Genomic DNA, 17946 nt, shown 5'->3' on the forward strand with positions numbered 1-17946 from the left:
AGCAGAAAGAGAATAATATTAATGAAAATCTTAAGTGTTTCTACAGCTACTAATCATTTAAGCGTTGCCTTAAATGAAGATCAACAAGTTATTGTTGAGAAGAATGAGCGAGATGAACGTAATCATAGCGAACACCTTGATCCATTAATTGAAGAGATTTTAAAAGAAAATAAATTAACTTTAAACGATATAGACCGTTTTGCTGTAGCAATCGGACCAGGTTCATACACCGGTTTAAGAATTGGAATTACTACTGTTAAAATGTTTGCTAGCATTTTAAATAAAGAAGTAGTTGGTATTTCTACTTTGCAAGCTTTAGCTAAAGGGGTTAAAGAACCAGCTTTAGTAATTACCGGTTTAGATGCTAGAAATGATAATTATTTTGCTGCAGGATACATTAGTGGGGACATTCCTAAAAATGTAATTCCGGATGGTCATTACAAAATCGACGTCTTGATTAAGGCTATTCAAGAATATGCAGCACAAAATAAGGTCGATAAGATTGTATTTGTTGGTTCTGGTCTTGAAAAGCAAGATGAAAAGATTAAAGCTTTGAATATCCCATATGAATATGGCACCGATGAGCAAAATGTGATTCATGCTGGCTTAATTGGTCAATTAGCAATTGATGCCCAACCAGTAGATCCAGATAAGTTATTGCCAAGATATTTGCGCAGAACGCAAGCAGAAGTAGATTGGCATAAGAAAACAGGGAAGCCATTCGAACCGGATAGTCATTATGTTGAAGAAGTTTAATCAGTTTTTTCATCAATCAGTTAATCAAATTGATATGAGTTTTACGCCATTTATTACCAATGTAAATGGCAAAATTTTGCAAGTAATGCAAGCTAATGATGATAATATTCCAGATCTATTAGTATTAGAGCAGCAGGTTTATTCTGGAAGAACCCCTTGGAACCAATTTTCTTTTGCAACCGAATTGAGAAAAAGAAATAATTCTCTTTATTTAGTGGTTTATCACGCCTCAAATTTGGTAGCATTCATTGGTGCAAGATTTAGTCCAGAAGAAACGCATATTACTAATATCGCTGTTTCTCCGCTTTATCAACATCAGCACATAGGTCATTATTTGATGGAAATGATGATCAATCGTGCTCGTGAGAATGACAGTGATTGCGTGACTTTAGAAGTACGTACGGATAATGAGATTGCTCAACGGTTATACCGCTCATTAGGATTTACAAGCAATTTTATTCGTAAAAATTATTATCAAGATACTCATACTGATGCAATAAATATGGTTTTATGGTTAAAGCCACATCAAATTAGAAGAAAGAAGTTTACGTTTTGAGTGAGAAAAAAGATATTCGCATTTTAGCTTATGAAAGTTCATGTGATGAAACTTCCACAGCTGTTATCAGAAATGGACGTGAAATTGAAAGTTTAATTGTGGCAACACAAATCAAGAGTCATCAAAGATTCGGTGGTGTAGTACCAGAAGTTGCCAGTCGTCACCATATTGAAGTTGTTAGCCAAATTACTAAAGAAGCTTTGAATGAAGCAAACTGTGGTTGGAAAGACATTGATGCTATTGCGGTTACTTATGGCCCAGGACTTGTCGGTGCGCTTTTGATCGGTGTTAGCGCAGCTAAGGCAGCCTCAATGGCTACTGGTATTCCTTTGATTGGTGTCGATCACATTATGGGTCACATTATGGCAGCGCAATTAAAGGATGAGATTGAATATCCTGCTTTGGCATTGCAAGTTTCTGGTGGACATACTGAAATTGTCTTGTTAAAAGATCCAGTTCATTTTGAAATTATCGGTGATACTCGTGATGATGCCGCTGGTGAAGCATACGACAAGATTGGCCGTGTACTTGGGGTAAATTATCCAGCAGGTAAGACCATTGATGCATGGGCTCACGAAGGAAAGGATACCTTTAACTTCCCACGTGCAATGATGGAAGATGATGACTATGATTTCTCATTCTCAGGACTCAAGTCAGCATTTATCAACACTTGCCACCATGCTGATCAAATTCATGAAAAGTTGAATAAATACGATTTGGCTGCCAGCTTCCAAGCTGCGGTAATTGATGTTTTAGCAAATAAGACGATTCGTGCAATTAAGCAGTACAAGCCTAAGACCTTTATCATGGGTGGTGGAGTTGCTGCTAACCATGGTTTGCGTGATCGCATGAGTGCAGAAATTGCTAAACTACCTAAGGCAGATCAGCCAAAGGTGATTTTACCAGATATCAAGCTTTGTGGTGATAACGCTGCGATGATTGGTGCTGCTGCATATAATCTTTATAATGATAATCAATTTGCGGATTTGACTTTGAATGCTGATCCATCACTTGAATTGCCATATGCTAAGAGCATGTTGAATTAAATAGAATAGATAAAAAATCCTAGAGAAAATCTAGGATTTTTTATTATGTAATTGCATATATGCTGCCTTTTATTTAACTAGGCTATAATATCATATATGTAAGCAATATGTTATTACATAATAGAAGAGGCTTAAATTATGAAATACACTTTAGATGATTTTGCTAGATTAATCGATCACACTAATTTGCATGCTGACGCAACTGAAGCAGATATGAAGAAACTTTGTGATGAAGCTAAGAAATACCACTTCAAGATGGTCGCCATCAATCAGGTGCAATCCAAGTTCTGTTCAGAACAACTTAAGGGTACCGATATCGATACTGGTGCAGCCATTGCCTTTCCTTTAGGACAACAAACCATTGAATCCAAGGTCTTTGATACCAAAGATGCGATTAAAAATGGCGCTAATGAAATTGACTATGTCATTAATATCACCGAATTAAAGGCAAAGAACTATGACTACATCAAGCGTGAAATGCAAGAAATGGTTGCTGCTTGTCACGAACACAACATTCCATGTAAGGTAATTTTTGAAAATTGCTACCTAACTAAGGATGAAATTAAGAAGTTAGCTGAGATTGCTAAAGAAGTAAAACCAAACTTTATTAAGACTTCAACTGGCTTGGGTACTGGTGGTGCTAAGGTGGAAGATGTAAAGTTGATGAAGTCAGTAGTCGGTGATGACGTCAAAGTTAAGGCAGCTGGTGGTATTCGCAATAGCGACGACTTTTTAGCCATGGTGCGTGCCGGTGCTGATCGTATCGGTTGTTCTGCTGGTGTGAAGATTTACGAAGCTTTGAAGCGCCGGATGGAAGACGATCATGTTGATGGCATTGGGATTAATTGTTAGGAGTAAGAAATGAAATTAGGAATCGTTGGTAGTGGCCAAATTGTGCATGACTTTTTGTCAGCCTCTGATCAAATGCAAGATGTAGAATTAGTGGCAATTTCTACCTTAGCCAGATCAAAGTCAGTCGCAGAAAAATTAGCTGAGAAGTATCATATTCAGAAAGTTTACACAGATAACGAAGCAATGTTTGCCGATAGCGATATTGATACTGTTTATATTGGTGTACCTAATTCGCTGCATTTTCCAATTGCTAACCAAGCTTTAACCGCAGATAAAAATGTCATCTGTGAAAAGCCATTAGTTGAGACAAGCGAGCAGGTAAAAGAGCTTAAGAAGATCGCTGATAAACACCACGTTTTGCTCTTTGAAGCAATGACTGTTCTTTATCTGGAGAACTACTTCCACTTAAAAGAAGACTTGAAAAAGATCGGCAAGGTTCATGTCATAGCTTTGAATCTGACACAAATTTCTAGTCACTATGCGGACTTCTTAGCAGGTGTTCATATTCCTAAGTTTGATCGTAAAATGGGTTGCGGTGCTTTAATGGATATGAATATCTACAACATCAATTTCTGTGTCAGTTTATTTGGTCAGCCAAAGCAAATTTCATACTTACCAACAATTCAGCGTGGTACTGACACTTCCGGTATTCTGAATTTAACTTATGATGATAAGCAAGCTAGTTTAATTGCAGCCAAGGATGCAGTTGGACCAACTCGTTCTTATATTGAAGGCGAGAAGGGGTTAATCTACTTTGATGGACCATTAAATGTTCTGCCTGATTATTATGTTCAAATAGGAAAAGAAGAGCCAAAGCATTATAACTTCAATAAGTATGATCACCGCATGATTAGCGAGTTTAATTACTTTGCACGTAAGATCAAAGAACATGATCAGCAAGCGGCCGATGAAGCTGCAGAGCATAGCTTGAATGCGATTAGCGTATTAGAAAAAGCACAGGAGTTTTTGCCTCATGACTAAGGCGAAGTATCAAGAAATTGAAGAAATTTTGCGCAAGCAGATAACTGATGGCAGTTATCAAACCGGTGATCTGATTCCGAAAGAAGTAGAACTTGCAGCTAAATACGAAGTCTCTCGTCCAACGATTAGTCATGCTGTCCAGGGTTTGGTTAATCAGGGCTACTTAGAACGCCGTAAGCATGTTGGTACAATTGTTAAGCAGACTAGAATTGCCCAGGAATTTACTCATGTCATTCAAAGCTATGATTGTGAAATGAAGCAAAAAGGGTTAACTGCTCAGACTCAAGTTCTTTACTTTAAAAAAGCAAAGCCTACAGAAGAGGTAAGGCAAGCTTTAAAGTTGAAGGCGAACGATGAAGTCTACAAGTTAACGCGTTTACGTTCGGCTGATGGTAGTCCTAATGTAGTAGTGACAACATATTTACCTGTAAAATATTTAACTGATTTAGGGCAAATTGATTTTTCAACGCAATCACTTTATCAAGAACTGAGCAAAAGAGATTTGTCGGTGATTCATGTCAAGCGTGAGCCTTCGTTGAATCCCTTTAATGAAGCATAGATCAACTTAGGATTCATTGCATGTAATTTTTCCCAACCAAAGCCATTACGTTCGGCAGAACCAGGAGCGATATTTTCCACGAAAACATCAGCCTTCTTGATTAAGTCGTACATGATCTTCTTACCTTCATCAGTCTTGATGTTTAAGGTCAAAGCCTTCTTGTTGGCGTTTAATTGCAAGTAGTAAAGACTCCATGAATCTTGAATATCAAGCAATTCATTTCTAGTAGGGTCACCAGTACCGGTACGTTCAATCTTAATAACATCGGCACCAAGCCAAGCTAAAAGTTGAGTACATGAAGGACCAGATTGTACTTGAGTCCAGTCGACAACCTTAACACCTTTTAAAGGTGCGTAATTATTTTCTTCAGTCATGATTAATTGTCCTTTTCTTCAAGTTGTGATAAGCCCAATTGTGGATTTAAGTTACCAATGTGTCCAGATTCCTTACCCATTGATTCAGGAATTTGAGCATCAATAATTGATGGGTTACCTGATTCATATGCCTTTTCAAGAGCATCCTTCATTTCAGCGTAGTTGCTTACACGATAACTATCACCACCGAAGGCCTTTGAAATTTCAGCATAGTGAGTAGCATGGTCCAAAACAGTAGGACCTATTTGATCCTTAACAACGTTACGATCACCATTGTAGATACCACCGTTGTTAACGATGACAACAGTAATAGGTAAGTGGTAACGGCAAATAGTTTCCATTTCCATACCATCAAAACCGAATGCTGAGTCACCTTCAAGAGCGATAACTGGTTTGCCAGTTTCAACAGCTGTAGCAATTGCGTAGCCAAGGCCGCCCCCCATAACGCCCCAAGTACCAGTATCAAGACGATGACGAGGCTTTTGCATACCGATTAAGTTACGACCAATGTCCAAAGTGTTGGCACCCTCACTTACGATGTAAGTGTCAGGGTGCTTTTGCATCAAGTCATTGATAGGTTCAATTGCACTGTAGAAGCCTAAAGTTGGCTTAGCTTCAGAATCAGCGATTCTCTTAGTAAATTTAGCATTATTTTCATCGCTGTGTGCTTTAATTTCATCAAGCCAATCTTGTGGAGCAGTAACACCTGCTTTTTCAACAGCTGGAACTAACTTTTGCAATACAGATTTAATGTCACCTTGTAATGGGGCATCGATCTTTCTGTTTGAATCAAATTCTGTTGGGTCAATATCAACTTGAATGAATTTTGCATCTTCACGGAATAATGGTGACTCACCATTAAAAAGCATCCAGTTAAGACGAGCACCGATTAAGAGAACAACATCAGCTTGACCAAGTGAAAGTGAACGAGCAGAAGCTGCAGATGATGGTGAATCGTCTGGAACCACACCCTTAGCCATTGACATAGGTAAGAATGGGATCCTAGTCTTATCAACTAATTCTCTAACTTCGTTTTCACTTCTTGCATAAGCAGAACCCTTACCAAGAATCATAACTGGGTGATTAGCATTCTTGAGTAATTCAACTGCACGATCAATTGCATCGTCTGATGGCATTTGCTTTGGAGCAGGATCAACTACTTCGTAAATGTGAGCATCTTCTTTTTTATCAACTACGTCAGCGACTGTTGCAGCAGGAAGATCAAGGTAGACACCACCTGGGCGGCCACTAACTGCAGTTCTAATTGCACGAGCAACTGCTAATCCCATATCTTGTGCGCGATCAACACGGTAAGCTGCCTTACAGAAAGGCTTAGCTACGTTGTATTGATCAAGTCCTTCATAGTCTCCACGATCAAGATCAATAACGTGACGATCTGATGATCCTGGGATCATAATTAATGGGAAACAGTTCGTAGTAGCTTGTGCTAAAGCTGTTAAACCGTTTAAAAAACCAGGAGCTGATACAGTTAAGCCAACACCAGGTTTACCAGTAAGGAAACCTGCTGCGGCAGCTGCATCTTCACGTCTGAATCCATAATATTTCATACTCTTTAATTCTGCTAAACGGGCCAAATCTGTAACTGGAATACAGACAACACCATACATATTATTAATGCCATTTGCTTGCAAAGCATCAATCAAAAGTGATGCGCCAGTAAGTGATATATCTTGTGTCACAGGAAAAATCTTCTTTCAAAAATCCCTAAAAATGCAAACGGTTTATGCATTTCAGTTTTAAGATACACCTCTTAAAAATAATATATAAGGATATTGAATAATAAAATCCGTTACTTAATATAGCCATAAACACAAAAAAGACTACCACATATTGTGGAAGTCTTTAGATATGTTATTCAAAATTATCCATTTCTTCGATTGCCTTTTCCCAAGCGTTATTTGCATCATCTAGCTGTTTTTGAACATCAGATAATTGCTCTTGAAGTGGTCCAAGCTTATCAAAATTGGAAGCAATATCAGGATTTGCCATTTCATTTTGAATACTTTGTTCTTGTTCTTCTAATTCTTCAATCTTTTGTTCAGCTTGGTCAATTGCGCGCTGCAATTTTCTCTTTTGTGAATCACGCTGTTTTTGTTCTTGGTAAGAAAGCTTTTGCTGGCTGACTTGTTTAGTAGGTTGAACTTCTGTTGAAAGTGAGGCAGCTATTTCTTGCTTTGCTTTTTCATCAAGATAGTAAGAATAATTACCATTATATATCTTGGCGTGACCATTTCTAACAGAAACAATTTTATTAGCTAATTGATTAATGAAGTAACGGTCGTGAGAAACGAAGAGCAAAGTGCCATCGAAGTCTTTTAGTGCTTTTTCAAGCACTTCTTTTGCTTCAATATCCAAGTGGTTGGTAGGTTCGTCCATCAACAAGAAGTTATCGTGTTCAAGAGAAAGAACTGTTAAAGTTAATCTGGCTTTTTGACCACCGGATAGTTGTCCGACAGTTTTATCAATATCTTTAGCAGTAAAAAGAAAACTGGCCAAGATTGAACGAACATCACGTTCTGGCATTGTCTTATGACGATCCCAAACAGTGTCCAAAACGGTCTTAGAAGGATCAAGTCTTTGCAATTCCTGATCATAATACCCGATGTCTAAAGATGCGCCGTATTTAATGGAACCACCTTTAGGCTGCAATTGTTTCATAATGGTTTTAAGTAATGTAGATTTACCGATACCATTTGGTCCAATAATAGCTACACGATCACCTTTATTAATTTGGAAGGAAATATCACTAACCATTGTTTTGTCTGGATAGCCAATAGTTAAATCGTTAAGAATTAAAACTTCCTTACCAGAAGGGCGCTCGCTATTAAAGTGAATTCGAACCTTGTTCTTATGCTTTGGTGGCTTGATTCGTTCGATTTTTTCAAGCTTTTTACGACGACTCTGAGCACGTTTGGTAGTAGTAGCTCTTACTAAATTCTTTTGAATAAATTCTTCGTCTTTTTTGATCTCGGCCTGTTGCTTTTCATATGCTGCTTCTTGATCTTTATCACGTTGTTCACGCTGCATTACGTAAGCAGAATAATTACCCTTAAATGGAGTTAATTTACCAAATTGCAATTCGAAGATTTGAGTTGCCAAATGATCTAAGAAGTATTGGTCGTGGGATACAACCAAAATTGCACCGCTATAGTTCTTCAAAAAGCCTTCCAACCAATCAAGCGTATCCAAGTCAAGGTAGTTAGTAGGTTCGTCTAGCAAAAGCAATGCGGGCTTACGCAGAAGCAACTTTACGAAAGCTAATCTAGTCTTTTCACCGCCAGAAAGGCTGCCAATCTTCTTTTGCCAAGTATTTTCTGGAAACTTGAAACCATTCAGGATACTCTTAATATCTGATTGGTAGGTATAACCGCCTTTTTGTTCAAAAGCAAATTGCTTTTGGTCATATTGCTTAAGCAGTTCCTGGTCTTCGGGATGTTCCGCAATTTGTTCTTGCATGTGAGTTAAACTTTTTGCTTCCTTTATTAAGGGTGCAAAAACAGATTCCATTTCATCCCAAATGGTCTTGTCTTCGTTTAATGCATTTTCCTGAGCAATGTAACCTACATCAATGCCCTTGTTAACAGTGAATTCACCGTGAGTTGGTTCTTGCTCGCCTGTCATAATTTTTAATAGGGTAGTTTTACCGACCCCGTTGGGACCAACTAAACCGATTCGGGCATTAGAATCGATTGAAAAAGTAACATTTTTAAATAAAGTGTTGGCACCAAATTGTTGTTCTAAATCGTGTCCTTGTGCAATAATCATAATTTTTCACCTAACCATTATTCTACCATATGGTAGAAAGTGATCGAATACTAAATACATGTGAAAAATAATCTTTGTGAAAAATATGTTTGGACAAACACCTTGTTAACAGGTATGATAGATATGCTTGATTGTGCATTCACAAACATGAAATACAGTTGGGGGCTTCTATTATGGATAGAATAAAAATTCCAAAAGCAACAGCAAAAAGACTACCTTTATATTATCGTTATTTGATCATTTTAAATGAAGAAGGCAAGGATAAGGTTTCTTCCACTGAACTATCTGAGGCAGTTCAAGTTGATAGTGCTTCGATTAGAAGAGATTTCTCATATTTTGGTGCTTTAGGTAAGCGCGGATATGGTTATGATGTAAAGAATTTGCTGAGCTTTTTCAAAAAGATTTTAAATCAAGATACATTGACAAACGTTGCTTTAGTTGGTGTTGGTAACTTGGGAAGAGCGTTACTTAATTACAATTTTAAGCGAAGCAACAATATTAGAATTTCTTGTGCTTTTGATATTAATAAAAAAATTACAGGTCGTATCCTAAGCGGCGTTCCTGTTTACGATATGAAAGATTTAAAGCAGCAATTAAGTGATCAACAAATTTCAATTGCTATTTTAACTGTTCCTTCAACCGCTGCCCAAAAGACTACTGATGAAATGGTAGATGCGGGAGTTAAGGGAATTATGAACTTTACACCGATTAGATTATCTGCTCCTGCAAGTGTAAGAGTGCAAAATGTAGATTTGGCAACAGAATTGCAAACATTGATTTACTTTTTAGATTCTGAAAAGCAAAAGAACGATGAATTATAATCTTAAAAGACTACTTTTCTAAATGAAAGGTAGTCTTTTTTTACCTCTTAGTCATGAAAATTGACCACTTAGTCTAAATAGCTAGTTTTCACGCAAGATTCTTAGTTTAATATAGTTAAGTCGAAGGGAGGGATGAAGCTTGAAGGTAAAATTAAATATTGATCCTAATCAAAAGGAGACAGAAATAGTTATTAATGCTTCGGAATTAACGCCAGAAATTGAACAATTGTATCATGCCTTGCAGAAACAAACGCCTAATCTTGAGCAGATCGAAGCTATCAAAGATGATGTCTCTTATTATTTGAATTTAAGCGACATCCTTTTCTTTGAAACTGACAGTAAGATCGTCATGGCTCATACGACGAAAAATGCTTATCAAGTTAAATACAAATTGTATGAGTTAGAAGATATATTGGGCGGCAATTTTATGCGAGTAGCTAAATCTACTATTTTGAATTTGGATAAAATATATGCCATTACACGTTCGATTTCTAACTGTCAGATTAAATTTGAAGAATCATATAAAACGGTCTATGTATCGCGGCATTATTATCGTGATTTGCGTAATCGTTTAGAAGAAAGAAGGAATTTTCAATGAGAGGTAAATTGGGACGAGCTTTTTGGGGCATCTTCTTTATTGCCTGTGCATTGTTTGTAGTTTTAAACCAAATGGGGATTTGGACTTACAGACTAGGGTTCTGGGCTGCGATTGGGACAGTGATTTTTGCAATCAGTATATTAGATGGATTAATTAATCGTCGGATCACTGAGAGTGTCTTTTCCGTTGCGTTCATTTTAATGATTTTCGCTGAACCACTACATATTACTCGGTTGGTACCGTGGACTATTTTACTTGCAGCAGTCCTAATTTCAATTGGATTGGGGATTATTTTTCGCAATCGATTTCATACGGTGGTTTATGCAAATAAGAAAATTAAAAACTTTAGGGACAAAAGAGAAAATCTTACAGATCATATCTTTACTGATACAGTAAGCAAAGAACAAGGTTCTCATGTAGTAGTTGATCAAACTATGTCAGACACTTCTCGTTATATTCATTCTAAAGCACTAGAGACAATTGATGTGAATGCTAAAATGAGTGATGTTAACTTATACTTAGATGATGCTCAGGCAGCAAATGAAACAGTGACAATGAATGTCAATATAACAATGACAGATTTGACGATCTATTTACCATTATCATGGCGGGTAGAAAGCAACATGGCATCTACTTTCATGTCAGGTGATTTTGAAATTGATGGTACGTCTAACGGTGGTGGACCAACTTTAATTATTCAAGGTCGTTCGAGCATGAGTGATATCAAAATAGAATATGTCTAAAAAATAAGGCTTGGAAATCTCCAAGCCTTATTTTCATGCGGTTGTTAAACTTTTAATTAATTTAACAGGTAAGATGTAATGCTTTTTGTTAAGTTCTTTATTAGGATCACTAATTCTTTGAAGCAAAAGTTTAACTAACAAAATAGCTATATCATTGATGGGTTGAGCAATTGTTGATAATTCAGAATGGTAAGTTTGAATTTGTTTAGTGCCATCAAAGCCAATTACTTTTAAATCTTCAGGTACTTTTAATCCTAACTTTCGTGCTTCTTGTAAAACTAAGATTGCGGTTAAATCATCTGTGCAAACAACACCATCAGGATGATCATTTTGCAGCATTTCATGAATAGTTATATTTTTCAATAATGTAGAATCAGAAAATGCTACTGAACAAATGTGGGGAGTAAAATTTAAATTTTCTGCTTCGTTTAAATAGGCCTTTAATCGTTGGTCTGTAGGGTTACCTTTTAATTGTTTATTTCCTAAAAAGAAAATTTTATGACAACCACTTTGAATTAAATCATGTACTGCTAATTTGATTCCTTGATAATTATCACAACTGACAATAGGTACATTTTCGGATAATTTACGATCAAAAGAAACAATCGGCAATCCTAATTCTTGATATTCTTCGATTCCTAAATTATGAGCTCCGGCAATAATACCATCAACCTGGTTGGCTAAGAGCATTTTTAGGTAGGCACGTTCTTTTTCTTTATCTCTTTGAGCATTACAAAGGATTATCTTATATCCCTTTTCAAATAAAATGCTTTCGATATCTTGTATTAGTTCCGCAAAAAATGGATTGGTTATTTCTGGGAAAATCAATCCAATTAATTTCATTTTTTTGCCTTGAAGTGATCGAGCAAGGGAATTAGGTTGATAATTTAATTCTTTCATAGCTGTGAAAACTTTATGTTTGGTTTTATCGCTTAAATAGCCATGATTATTAATTACTCGAGAGACAGTTGTTACTGAAACACCAGCTTTTTGTGCAACATCTGTCAATTTTACTGCCATAATATCACCTTATTAAAGGATCGTTTCCATATTGTAGAAAGTTCCTTGATAATTTGTATCTTGATCAAATTTAATTCGTTGGTTAACTGGATCAGTGAAAAATCTGCCAGTTAGAACATGTTCGCCACCGTTAACGAAGATTTCTACTAATGAGTGATCGACAAAAATATCAAGTTTTAAGTCTTCGTGTGGAGTAAAGCTAGTAGATCTAGTGGTGCCATAATCAACTGCTACTTTCTTCCCAGCCTGAGCACGATTCAAAGTTAATTTTCCATCGTTGGTATCAAACTTGATTTGCAAGCTTTCGCTTAAATCATCGTTAGCAGCAAAGTGCAAAGTGCCAGTTTGGTTAGCTGAAATATTTAACTTTAATTCATATTGGCCGGTAGTATTTTCTTTTATTGTCTTACCACTAACTTTTTCTTCATTTCTGCGTAATGACTTGATAGTTTCAACTGGTTCTTGAATTAGTTTGCCATCATGAATACTCAACTTCTTAACTTGGCTTAAGCAGTTAGCCCAATTTTCATCATCGGTTGGGTAAGTGGTATCAGGCAAACCAACCCAGCTAACTTCGTATGCAGTACCATCAGGGGCGTTAAATGCTTGTGTAGCATAAACATCGAAGCCTTCGTCGAGGTTGTGTAAAGGACCTGGGTTGATTAAACGGTGATTTTCAAAATCAATGTCATCGGCAATCACATACATGTTAGGGTAAACATCATCATAGTCTGCAATCTTTTTATCTAAACCTTGAGGGCAGAAAATGACTACGACTTTACCGCCGACGCGAACAATGTTAGGACATTCAATCATGTAGCCTAAAACGTGATCTGATAAGTTTAAGAAGCCTAATTCTTCCCAATTCTTAAGATCCTTAGATTTCCAAACATCAATATGACCGTGTTTTTCAGCTTTGTCTTGTGCACCTAAAATTGCATAGTAAGTGTCATTTTCCTTAAGAATTTGAGGATCGCGGAAATGTTCAGTGATGTGATCAGGATTCTTGAATAAAACAGTTTTGTCTTTGACGACACCATCTTTATCCATCCAAGCACCAATTTGGTAAGGAGTGCGAACCCAGTTTTCATCACGGTGATTACCTGTGTACATTAAGAATAATTTGCCGTCGATTTCACGAGCAGAACCTGAGTAGGCACCGTGTGAATCTGCCATGCTGTCAGGCTTAACAGCTAAGCCGAGATTGATCCAGTGAACTAAGTCTTGAGACTTGAAGTGGACCCATGATTTTAAACCGTGAACAGCACCAAATGGATATGATTGATAAAACAGGTGATATTCACCATTAAAATAAGAAAATCCATTTGGATCATTAACTAAACCCGAAATAGGGTGTAAATGGTAATGCATTTGATAAGCGGAATTTGCGGCCTCTGCTTGTAAGTCAAGTAAGGTCTCTGCATCCCATTTACTATAAGGTAAATAACGTTTTTCTCTTGTCCATTCCATAATTTTGCCTCCGTGTAAGCGTTATCTTTAATTTGTATTTTAGTAGATAATAAAAAATGTGTCAAACGCTTATCATATTTTATATCAGCAAAATTGGCTTATTAAGTCATAAGTCTGTAAAATAAATAAAGAAATTTCTGTCAAACGATTGACATATTTCATGAATGCGTTATCATAGTTAGTGAATTGAGAATAAAAACGTTTACATAGGAGGAAACAAATATGGACCACAAAAAGGTGGCTGAACGAGTAATTAAAGATGTGGGCCACGATAATATTATTGCTGGTGCACACTGTGCTACTCGTTTGCGTTTAGTTTTAAAAGATGATTCAAAGGTTGACCAAAAGGCATTGGATAATGATCCAGATGTTAAAGGTACTTTTAAGACCAATGGTCAATATCAAGTAATCATTGGGCCAGGAGATGTTAATGATGTTTATGATGAATTCATTAAGATCACTGGCTTGAAAGAATTATCAACCGATGATTTGAAGAAGGTTGCTGCAGAAGGTAAAAAGAAGAATCCAGTAATGGATTTCATTAAACTTTTGTCTGACATCTTTGTTCCAATCATTCCAGCCTTAGTTGCTGGTGGTTTGTTGATGGCTTTGAACAACTTCTTGACTTCACCAGGACTATTTGGTTCTAAGTCAGTTGTTCAAATGGCACCTAATATTGCCGGCCTTTCTAACATGATCCAAGTCATGTCAGCTGCTCCATTTATCTTTATGCCAATTCTGGTAGGTATGTCGGCGGCTAAAAGGTTTGGAGCTAACCAATTCTTGGGTGCTGCAATCGGTATGATTATGACCACACCTAACTTGGGTGGTGCTACTAAGTTCTGGGATATCTTTGGTTTACATGTTGCACAAACTAACTACCAATACCAAGTTATTCCTGTCTTAGTATCAGTTTGGGTATTATCAATTTTGGAAAAGAGATTCCACAAATGGCTTCCATCTGCAGTTGACTTTACCTTTACACCACTTCTTTCAATTATGATTACTGGTTTCCTTACTTTTGTAATTATTGGACCAGTCTTCAAGGGTATCTCAGACGCTATTACTAATGCAATCGTATGGCTTTACAACACTACTGGTGCCTTTGGTATGGGTGTCTTTGGTTTGACTTATTCAGCAATTGTTACTACTGGTCTTCACCAAAGTTTCCCAGCTGTTGAAACTCAACTTTTGGCAGCATTTGCTAAGAATCCAGCAAGTTCTGGTGACTTTATCTTTGTTACCGCATGTATGGCTAACGTTGCTCAAGGTGCCGCAACCTTCGCAGTTTACTTCTTGACTAAGAACGAGAAGATGAAGGGGTTGGCAAGTTCATCAGGTGTATCTGCACTTCTTGGTATTACTGAACCAGCATTGTTCGGTGTTAACTTGAAGTACAAGTTCCCATTCTTCTGTGCTTTGATCGGTTCAGGTGTTGCTGCCGCATTTGCTGGTGCAATGCACGTAACTGCAGCTGCCCTTGGTTCAGCTGGTTTCCTTGGATTCCTTTCAATTTATCCAAAGACTATTCCAATGTGGATTGTTTCTGTAGCAATCAGTTTTGTAGTTGCCTTTGTCTTAACTTACGTTTACGGTAAGGGTCACTTGAAGGAAGAAGTTGCTGAACAAGATGTTCCAGTAAACGATGCAGATGATTACGCTGAAGAAAATCAAAAGGCAGAAAAGCTCGGTAAGGAGGAATTATCGTTAAAGGATGAAGTTATTGCTTCACCAGTTGATGGTACTCCAGAAAGCTTAACTAGGGTTAACGATCAAGTATTCTCAGCTAAGTTAATGGGTGACGGTGCTGCTGTTATCCCTAGTGACGGTACAATTTACTCACCAGTTACTGGTACTGTAACTATTGCTTACGAAACTAAGCACGCATACGGTATTAAGTCAGATGACGGTGCTGAAGTATTGATTCACATCGGTCTTGATACTGTAAACCTTAAGGGTGAACACTTCGAAAGCTTTGTAAAACAAGGTCAAAGAGTTGAAAAGGGCGAAAAGCTTGGTACAGTTTACCTTGATGCTGTGAAGAAAGCAGGTTACGACACTACTGTCATGGTAGTAATTACTAACACTGCTAACTACGCAAATGTTCAACGCATTACCGACGCTGGCGACAAACACGGTGATAATTTGATCGCTGTCACAGCTCATAATTAATCATTAACTTATATAACTTACACTTCTCTAGAAAACAAAAAAGTTAAAAAGATAGATAAAATAAAGAAGACACTAAGAAAGATTATTTCTTGGTGTCTTTTTGTGTAATTAATATGTGAATGGACGAAATATGTTATAATTTAAGTAAAGAAAAAAGGAGACACAAAGGTCTCCTTTGCAGCCCGCTTTAAGAGCGGTGGCTAAAAATTATAAGATTGACGAACGTCTACTCAAATAACCTGCCAAAGTTATTGAATTGAGCGGCGTTTTATTTTTTGTCGTGATGATCGATGTAGGTCAGCAAAGCCAACACAAACATCCCAAACAAGAGCATCAAAGAAATGCAATCGTAAACCGACATGGTTGAACCCTTTCTCTAGTTTATTGACCATAGACCTCACCTCCGGGAGGTAAAACAACCACCGCTCATAAAACTTTCTGCGGAAATAATTATATCGAAAGCTAGTTCGTAAAGGAAGACGAACTAGCAAAAAAGCTCGCGTATGCGGGCTTTTTTAAGTAAGGCTTTGATAACATTCTAAAATCTTAGCAGAATAGTTATTTAGCATGAATGTGGAATTTAAGTTGTTGACTCTATCTAAGCCAACTACAAAGGATTTTAATGCTGATTGATAATCTTTTTGTTTCAAAAAAATACATCCCTGTTGATAGCGAATTACGTTTAAATTCTCAGATTCGGCATCTCTACATGAAAGAATTTGTTTATTAACGATTTCAAATAATCGGCTTGCTTCTTTAGTTTTATGTAATTCAGCGTAAATTACACCTAATGAATTAATTAAAAGAAATTCAATAGAATTTTTAGGACGTAAATGATCAATATCAATATTCATAGAGTATGTGATTGCCAATTCAAAATAATGCTGACAATCTAAAAGGTCGTGCTCAATCTGATAAACTGCACAACCATAATAGTAATAATAGTTCTGAAAATCTTGATCATTGTTTAAAGAAGAAATGATAGGTTGTTGACTAAGGTATTTAATTAATTCTCTGTATTTGTGCTTACTACATAAATCAAAAGCTGTATCTGTAAGTGTAGAATTATTAAAAGGCAATTTTTCTTTAAGAAAATTCTGATCAATTGACAAATTGAGCTTTTGGCAGAGTGCAAGAAAAATAGCGGTATTAGGAATATAATCGCCATGTTCGATACTACTAATCATTGCTTGAGAACAAATTCCTGCGGCTAATTCTTTTTGTGAAATATTTTGTTTTAATCTTTCTCGCTTGATAGTTTTGCCTATCTTTTTTGAGACTAATTCTTCAAAGTTATTCATAGTGAAATAACTATATCATATTAATCAATGAAAGAAATTAAATTCCTGCCTCGGCTGGGATTATTTTGTTGAAAAATTATTGCACTCTGAAAATCTTGGTAAGAGAAGGTTCTATTAATAGGGATGAATAGTCTTTTTTCTTGAATCTCATTCATTAAAAATTGATAATCCTTCGGTAAAGCAGGACGACTGATGAATTGCATTCCAGGAGTGTTCTTCTGTACAACGGTAATTATTTCATCACCATGTGCAAAATGCTTGAATAATTTTTCATTAATTGCAGGCCCAGCAAGGTCAATAATAAGACGAGAGTTAGTTCGTATATTTGGAGCAATCTCGATATTGTATTCATCCATTCTTTCGTTTAAATAAGTTTTTGAGATGGCTCTTACATGAGGGATGAAATTTATATCAGTATGTCTCGTTAATAATTGCATTAGAACTAAACCAGTTACTGAGTTAGCACCGTAGATTAGTACTTGCTTATCTTTTTGTTTAATTATTTTAAATAAAGTCAATGCTAAGTCAGCTCCGCCAACTAAAGCAGTAGCTTCTTTGAGAGCAACATTATCAGGGATAGGAATAACAAGTGGTGGAATATTAGAGATGATTTTTTCTTGAAAGGTTCCCCAAGGATTAAGGACTAAGACTTTTTGATGAAGAAGGGAGTTAGATCTTAAAGAACCAACTCTAGTAACAGCCCCGGTTCCACCGTATCCCATAATTTGTGGTGATGTTGTTGTAATAGTTCCATTAAGCTTGAGTAGATCATACCTAAGTAATGGCGCATATTTTGTTTCAATTTCTAAAGAAATAGGGGAGAATGTTGGCATTTGAATATCAGTTAATTTTGCTTGATTAAGAGCTGATTGAATAATAGCTTTCATAGATTTGTATCCTTTCAAAAATAA

General features: G+C 36.6%; 17 protein-coding genes and 1 pseudogene. 10 read left to right on the forward strand and 8 right to left on the reverse strand.

The features are described 5' to 3' along the window. Nucleotides 1-21: 21 nt before the first annotated feature. The 6 genes from tsaB (at nt 22) to FC37_RS02410 (ending at nt 4750) form a co-directional block, all read left to right on the forward strand. Complete coding sequence (tsaB, locus tag FC37_RS02385; protein ID WP_025005208.1) at nt 22-756, forward strand: tRNA (adenosine(37)-N6)-threonylcarbamoyltransferase complex dimerization subunit type 1 TsaB; 735 nt, start codon at nt 22-24, stop codon at nt 754-756. Then, the gene (gene rimI, locus FC37_RS02390; protein WP_025005207.1) at nt 740-1312 is read left to right on the forward strand and encodes a ribosomal protein S18-alanine N-acetyltransferase; all 573 of its coding nucleotides are present in this window, start codon (nt 740-742) and stop codon (nt 1310-1312) included. The genes tsaB and rimI overlap by 17 nt, the downstream gene beginning before the upstream one ends. Continuing rightward, complete coding sequence (gene tsaD / locus FC37_RS02395) at nt 1309-2358, forward strand: tRNA (adenosine(37)-N6)-threonylcarbamoyltransferase complex transferase subunit TsaD (RefSeq protein WP_025005206.1); 1050 nt, start codon at nt 1309-1311, stop codon at nt 2356-2358. The genes rimI and tsaD overlap by 4 nt, the downstream gene beginning before the upstream one ends. Before the next feature lie 138 nt (nt 2359-2496). Then, a complete protein-coding gene (deoC, locus tag FC37_RS02400) occupies nt 2497-3210 on the forward strand; it encodes a deoxyribose-phosphate aldolase (protein ID WP_025005205.1) in 714 nt (237 codons plus the stop codon). 9 nt (nt 3211-3219) lie between these two features. Then, nucleotides 3220-4191, forward strand: a complete 972-nt coding sequence (locus tag FC37_RS02405) for a Gfo/Idh/MocA family protein (RefSeq protein WP_025005204.1) — start codon at nt 3220-3222, stop codon at nt 4189-4191. Further along, a complete protein-coding gene (locus FC37_RS02410; protein WP_025005203.1) occupies nt 4184-4750 on the forward strand; it encodes a GntR family transcriptional regulator in 567 nt (188 codons plus the stop codon). Before FC37_RS02405 ends, FC37_RS02410 begins: the two co-directional genes overlap by 8 nt. Here the strand turns inward: FC37_RS02410 and FC37_RS02415 are convergent. The 3 genes and pseudogenes from FC37_RS02415 to FC37_RS02425 form a co-directional block, all read right to left on the reverse strand. Beyond that, nucleotides 4714-5124, reverse strand: a pseudogene (locus FC37_RS02415) (CoA transferase); the annotation flags it as partial. The gene FC37_RS02410 and the pseudogene FC37_RS02415 overlap by 37 nt on opposite strands. 2 nt (nt 5125-5126) lie before the next feature. After that, on the reverse strand, nt 5127-6824 hold the full coding sequence (oxc, locus tag FC37_RS02420; RefSeq protein WP_025005201.1) for an oxalyl-CoA decarboxylase: 1698 nt from the start codon (nt 6822-6824) through the stop codon (nt 5127-5129). Nucleotides 6825-6996: 172 nt separating this feature from the next. After that, nucleotides 6997-8910 (reverse strand): ABC-F family ATP-binding cassette domain-containing protein, encoded by a 1914-nt coding sequence (locus FC37_RS02425; protein WP_025005200.1) that lies wholly within the window; start codon nt 8908-8910, stop codon nt 6997-6999. A 173-nt stretch (nt 8911-9083) separates the two neighbouring features. Between FC37_RS02425 and FC37_RS02430 the strand changes: the two genes are divergently transcribed. The 3 genes from FC37_RS02430 to FC37_RS02440 all read left to right on the forward strand — a co-directional run bounded on the left by FC37_RS02430 (nt 9084) and on the right by FC37_RS02440 (nt 11072). Then, nucleotides 9084-9731, forward strand: a complete 648-nt coding sequence (locus FC37_RS02430) for a redox-sensing transcriptional repressor Rex (protein ID WP_025005199.1) — start codon at nt 9084-9086, stop codon at nt 9729-9731. Nucleotides 9732-9870: 139 nt separating this feature from the next. Next, nucleotides 9871-10329 carry a LytTR family DNA-binding domain-containing protein gene (locus FC37_RS02435; RefSeq protein WP_025005198.1) on the forward strand — a complete coding sequence of 153 codons (459 nt, stop codon included), beginning with the start codon at nt 9871-9873 and terminating at the stop codon, nt 10327-10329. Then, on the forward strand, nt 10326-11072 hold the full coding sequence (locus FC37_RS02440; RefSeq protein WP_025005197.1) for a LiaF transmembrane domain-containing protein: 747 nt from the start codon (nt 10326-10328) through the stop codon (nt 11070-11072). Before FC37_RS02435 ends, FC37_RS02440 begins: the two co-directional genes overlap by 4 nt. Nucleotides 11073-11105: 33 nt before the next feature. Here the strand turns inward: FC37_RS02440 and FC37_RS02445 are convergent, their stop codons facing one another. After that, nucleotides 11106-12092: a LacI family DNA-binding transcriptional regulator gene (locus tag FC37_RS02445; RefSeq protein ID WP_025005196.1), complete on the reverse strand. Its 987-nt coding sequence runs from the start codon at nt 12090-12092 to the stop codon at nt 11106-11108. A gap of 12 nt (nt 12093-12104) precedes the next feature. Then, nucleotides 12105-13562 (reverse strand): sucrose-6-phosphate hydrolase, encoded by a 1458-nt coding sequence (locus tag FC37_RS02450; protein ID WP_056945460.1) that lies wholly within the window; start codon nt 13560-13562, stop codon nt 12105-12107. A 222-nt stretch (nt 13563-13784) separates the two neighbouring features. Between FC37_RS02450 and FC37_RS02455 the strand changes: the two genes are divergently transcribed. After that, on the forward strand, nt 13785-15734 hold the full coding sequence (locus FC37_RS02455; RefSeq protein ID WP_025005195.1) for a sucrose-specific PTS transporter subunit IIBC: 1950 nt from the start codon (nt 13785-13787) through the stop codon (nt 15732-15734). Between the two features lie 268 nt (nt 15735-16002). Here the strand turns inward: FC37_RS02455 and FC37_RS09980 are convergent, their stop codons facing one another. From FC37_RS09980 to FC37_RS02470, 3 genes are all read right to left on the reverse strand, one after another. Beyond that, on the reverse strand, nt 16003-16095 hold the full coding sequence (locus tag FC37_RS09980; protein ID WP_023061469.1) for a putative holin-like toxin: 93 nt from the start codon (nt 16093-16095) through the stop codon (nt 16003-16005). 154 nt (nt 16096-16249) lie between these two features. Beyond that, entirely contained in the window at nt 16250-17035 is a 786-nt protein-coding gene (locus FC37_RS02465) for a helix-turn-helix domain-containing protein (protein ID WP_025005194.1), read from the reverse strand. Between the two features lie 20 nt (nt 17036-17055). After that, a complete protein-coding gene (locus tag FC37_RS02470; protein WP_025005193.1) occupies nt 17056-17922 on the reverse strand; it encodes a hypothetical protein in 867 nt (288 codons plus the stop codon). Nucleotides 17923-17946: the final 24 nt, after the last annotated feature.

This window comes from Lactobacillus gallinarum DSM 10532 = JCM 2011 (assembly GCF_001434975.1).
In the GTDB taxonomy this organism is placed as follows: Bacteria; Bacillota; Bacilli; order Lactobacillales; family Lactobacillaceae; genus Lactobacillus; species Lactobacillus gallinarum.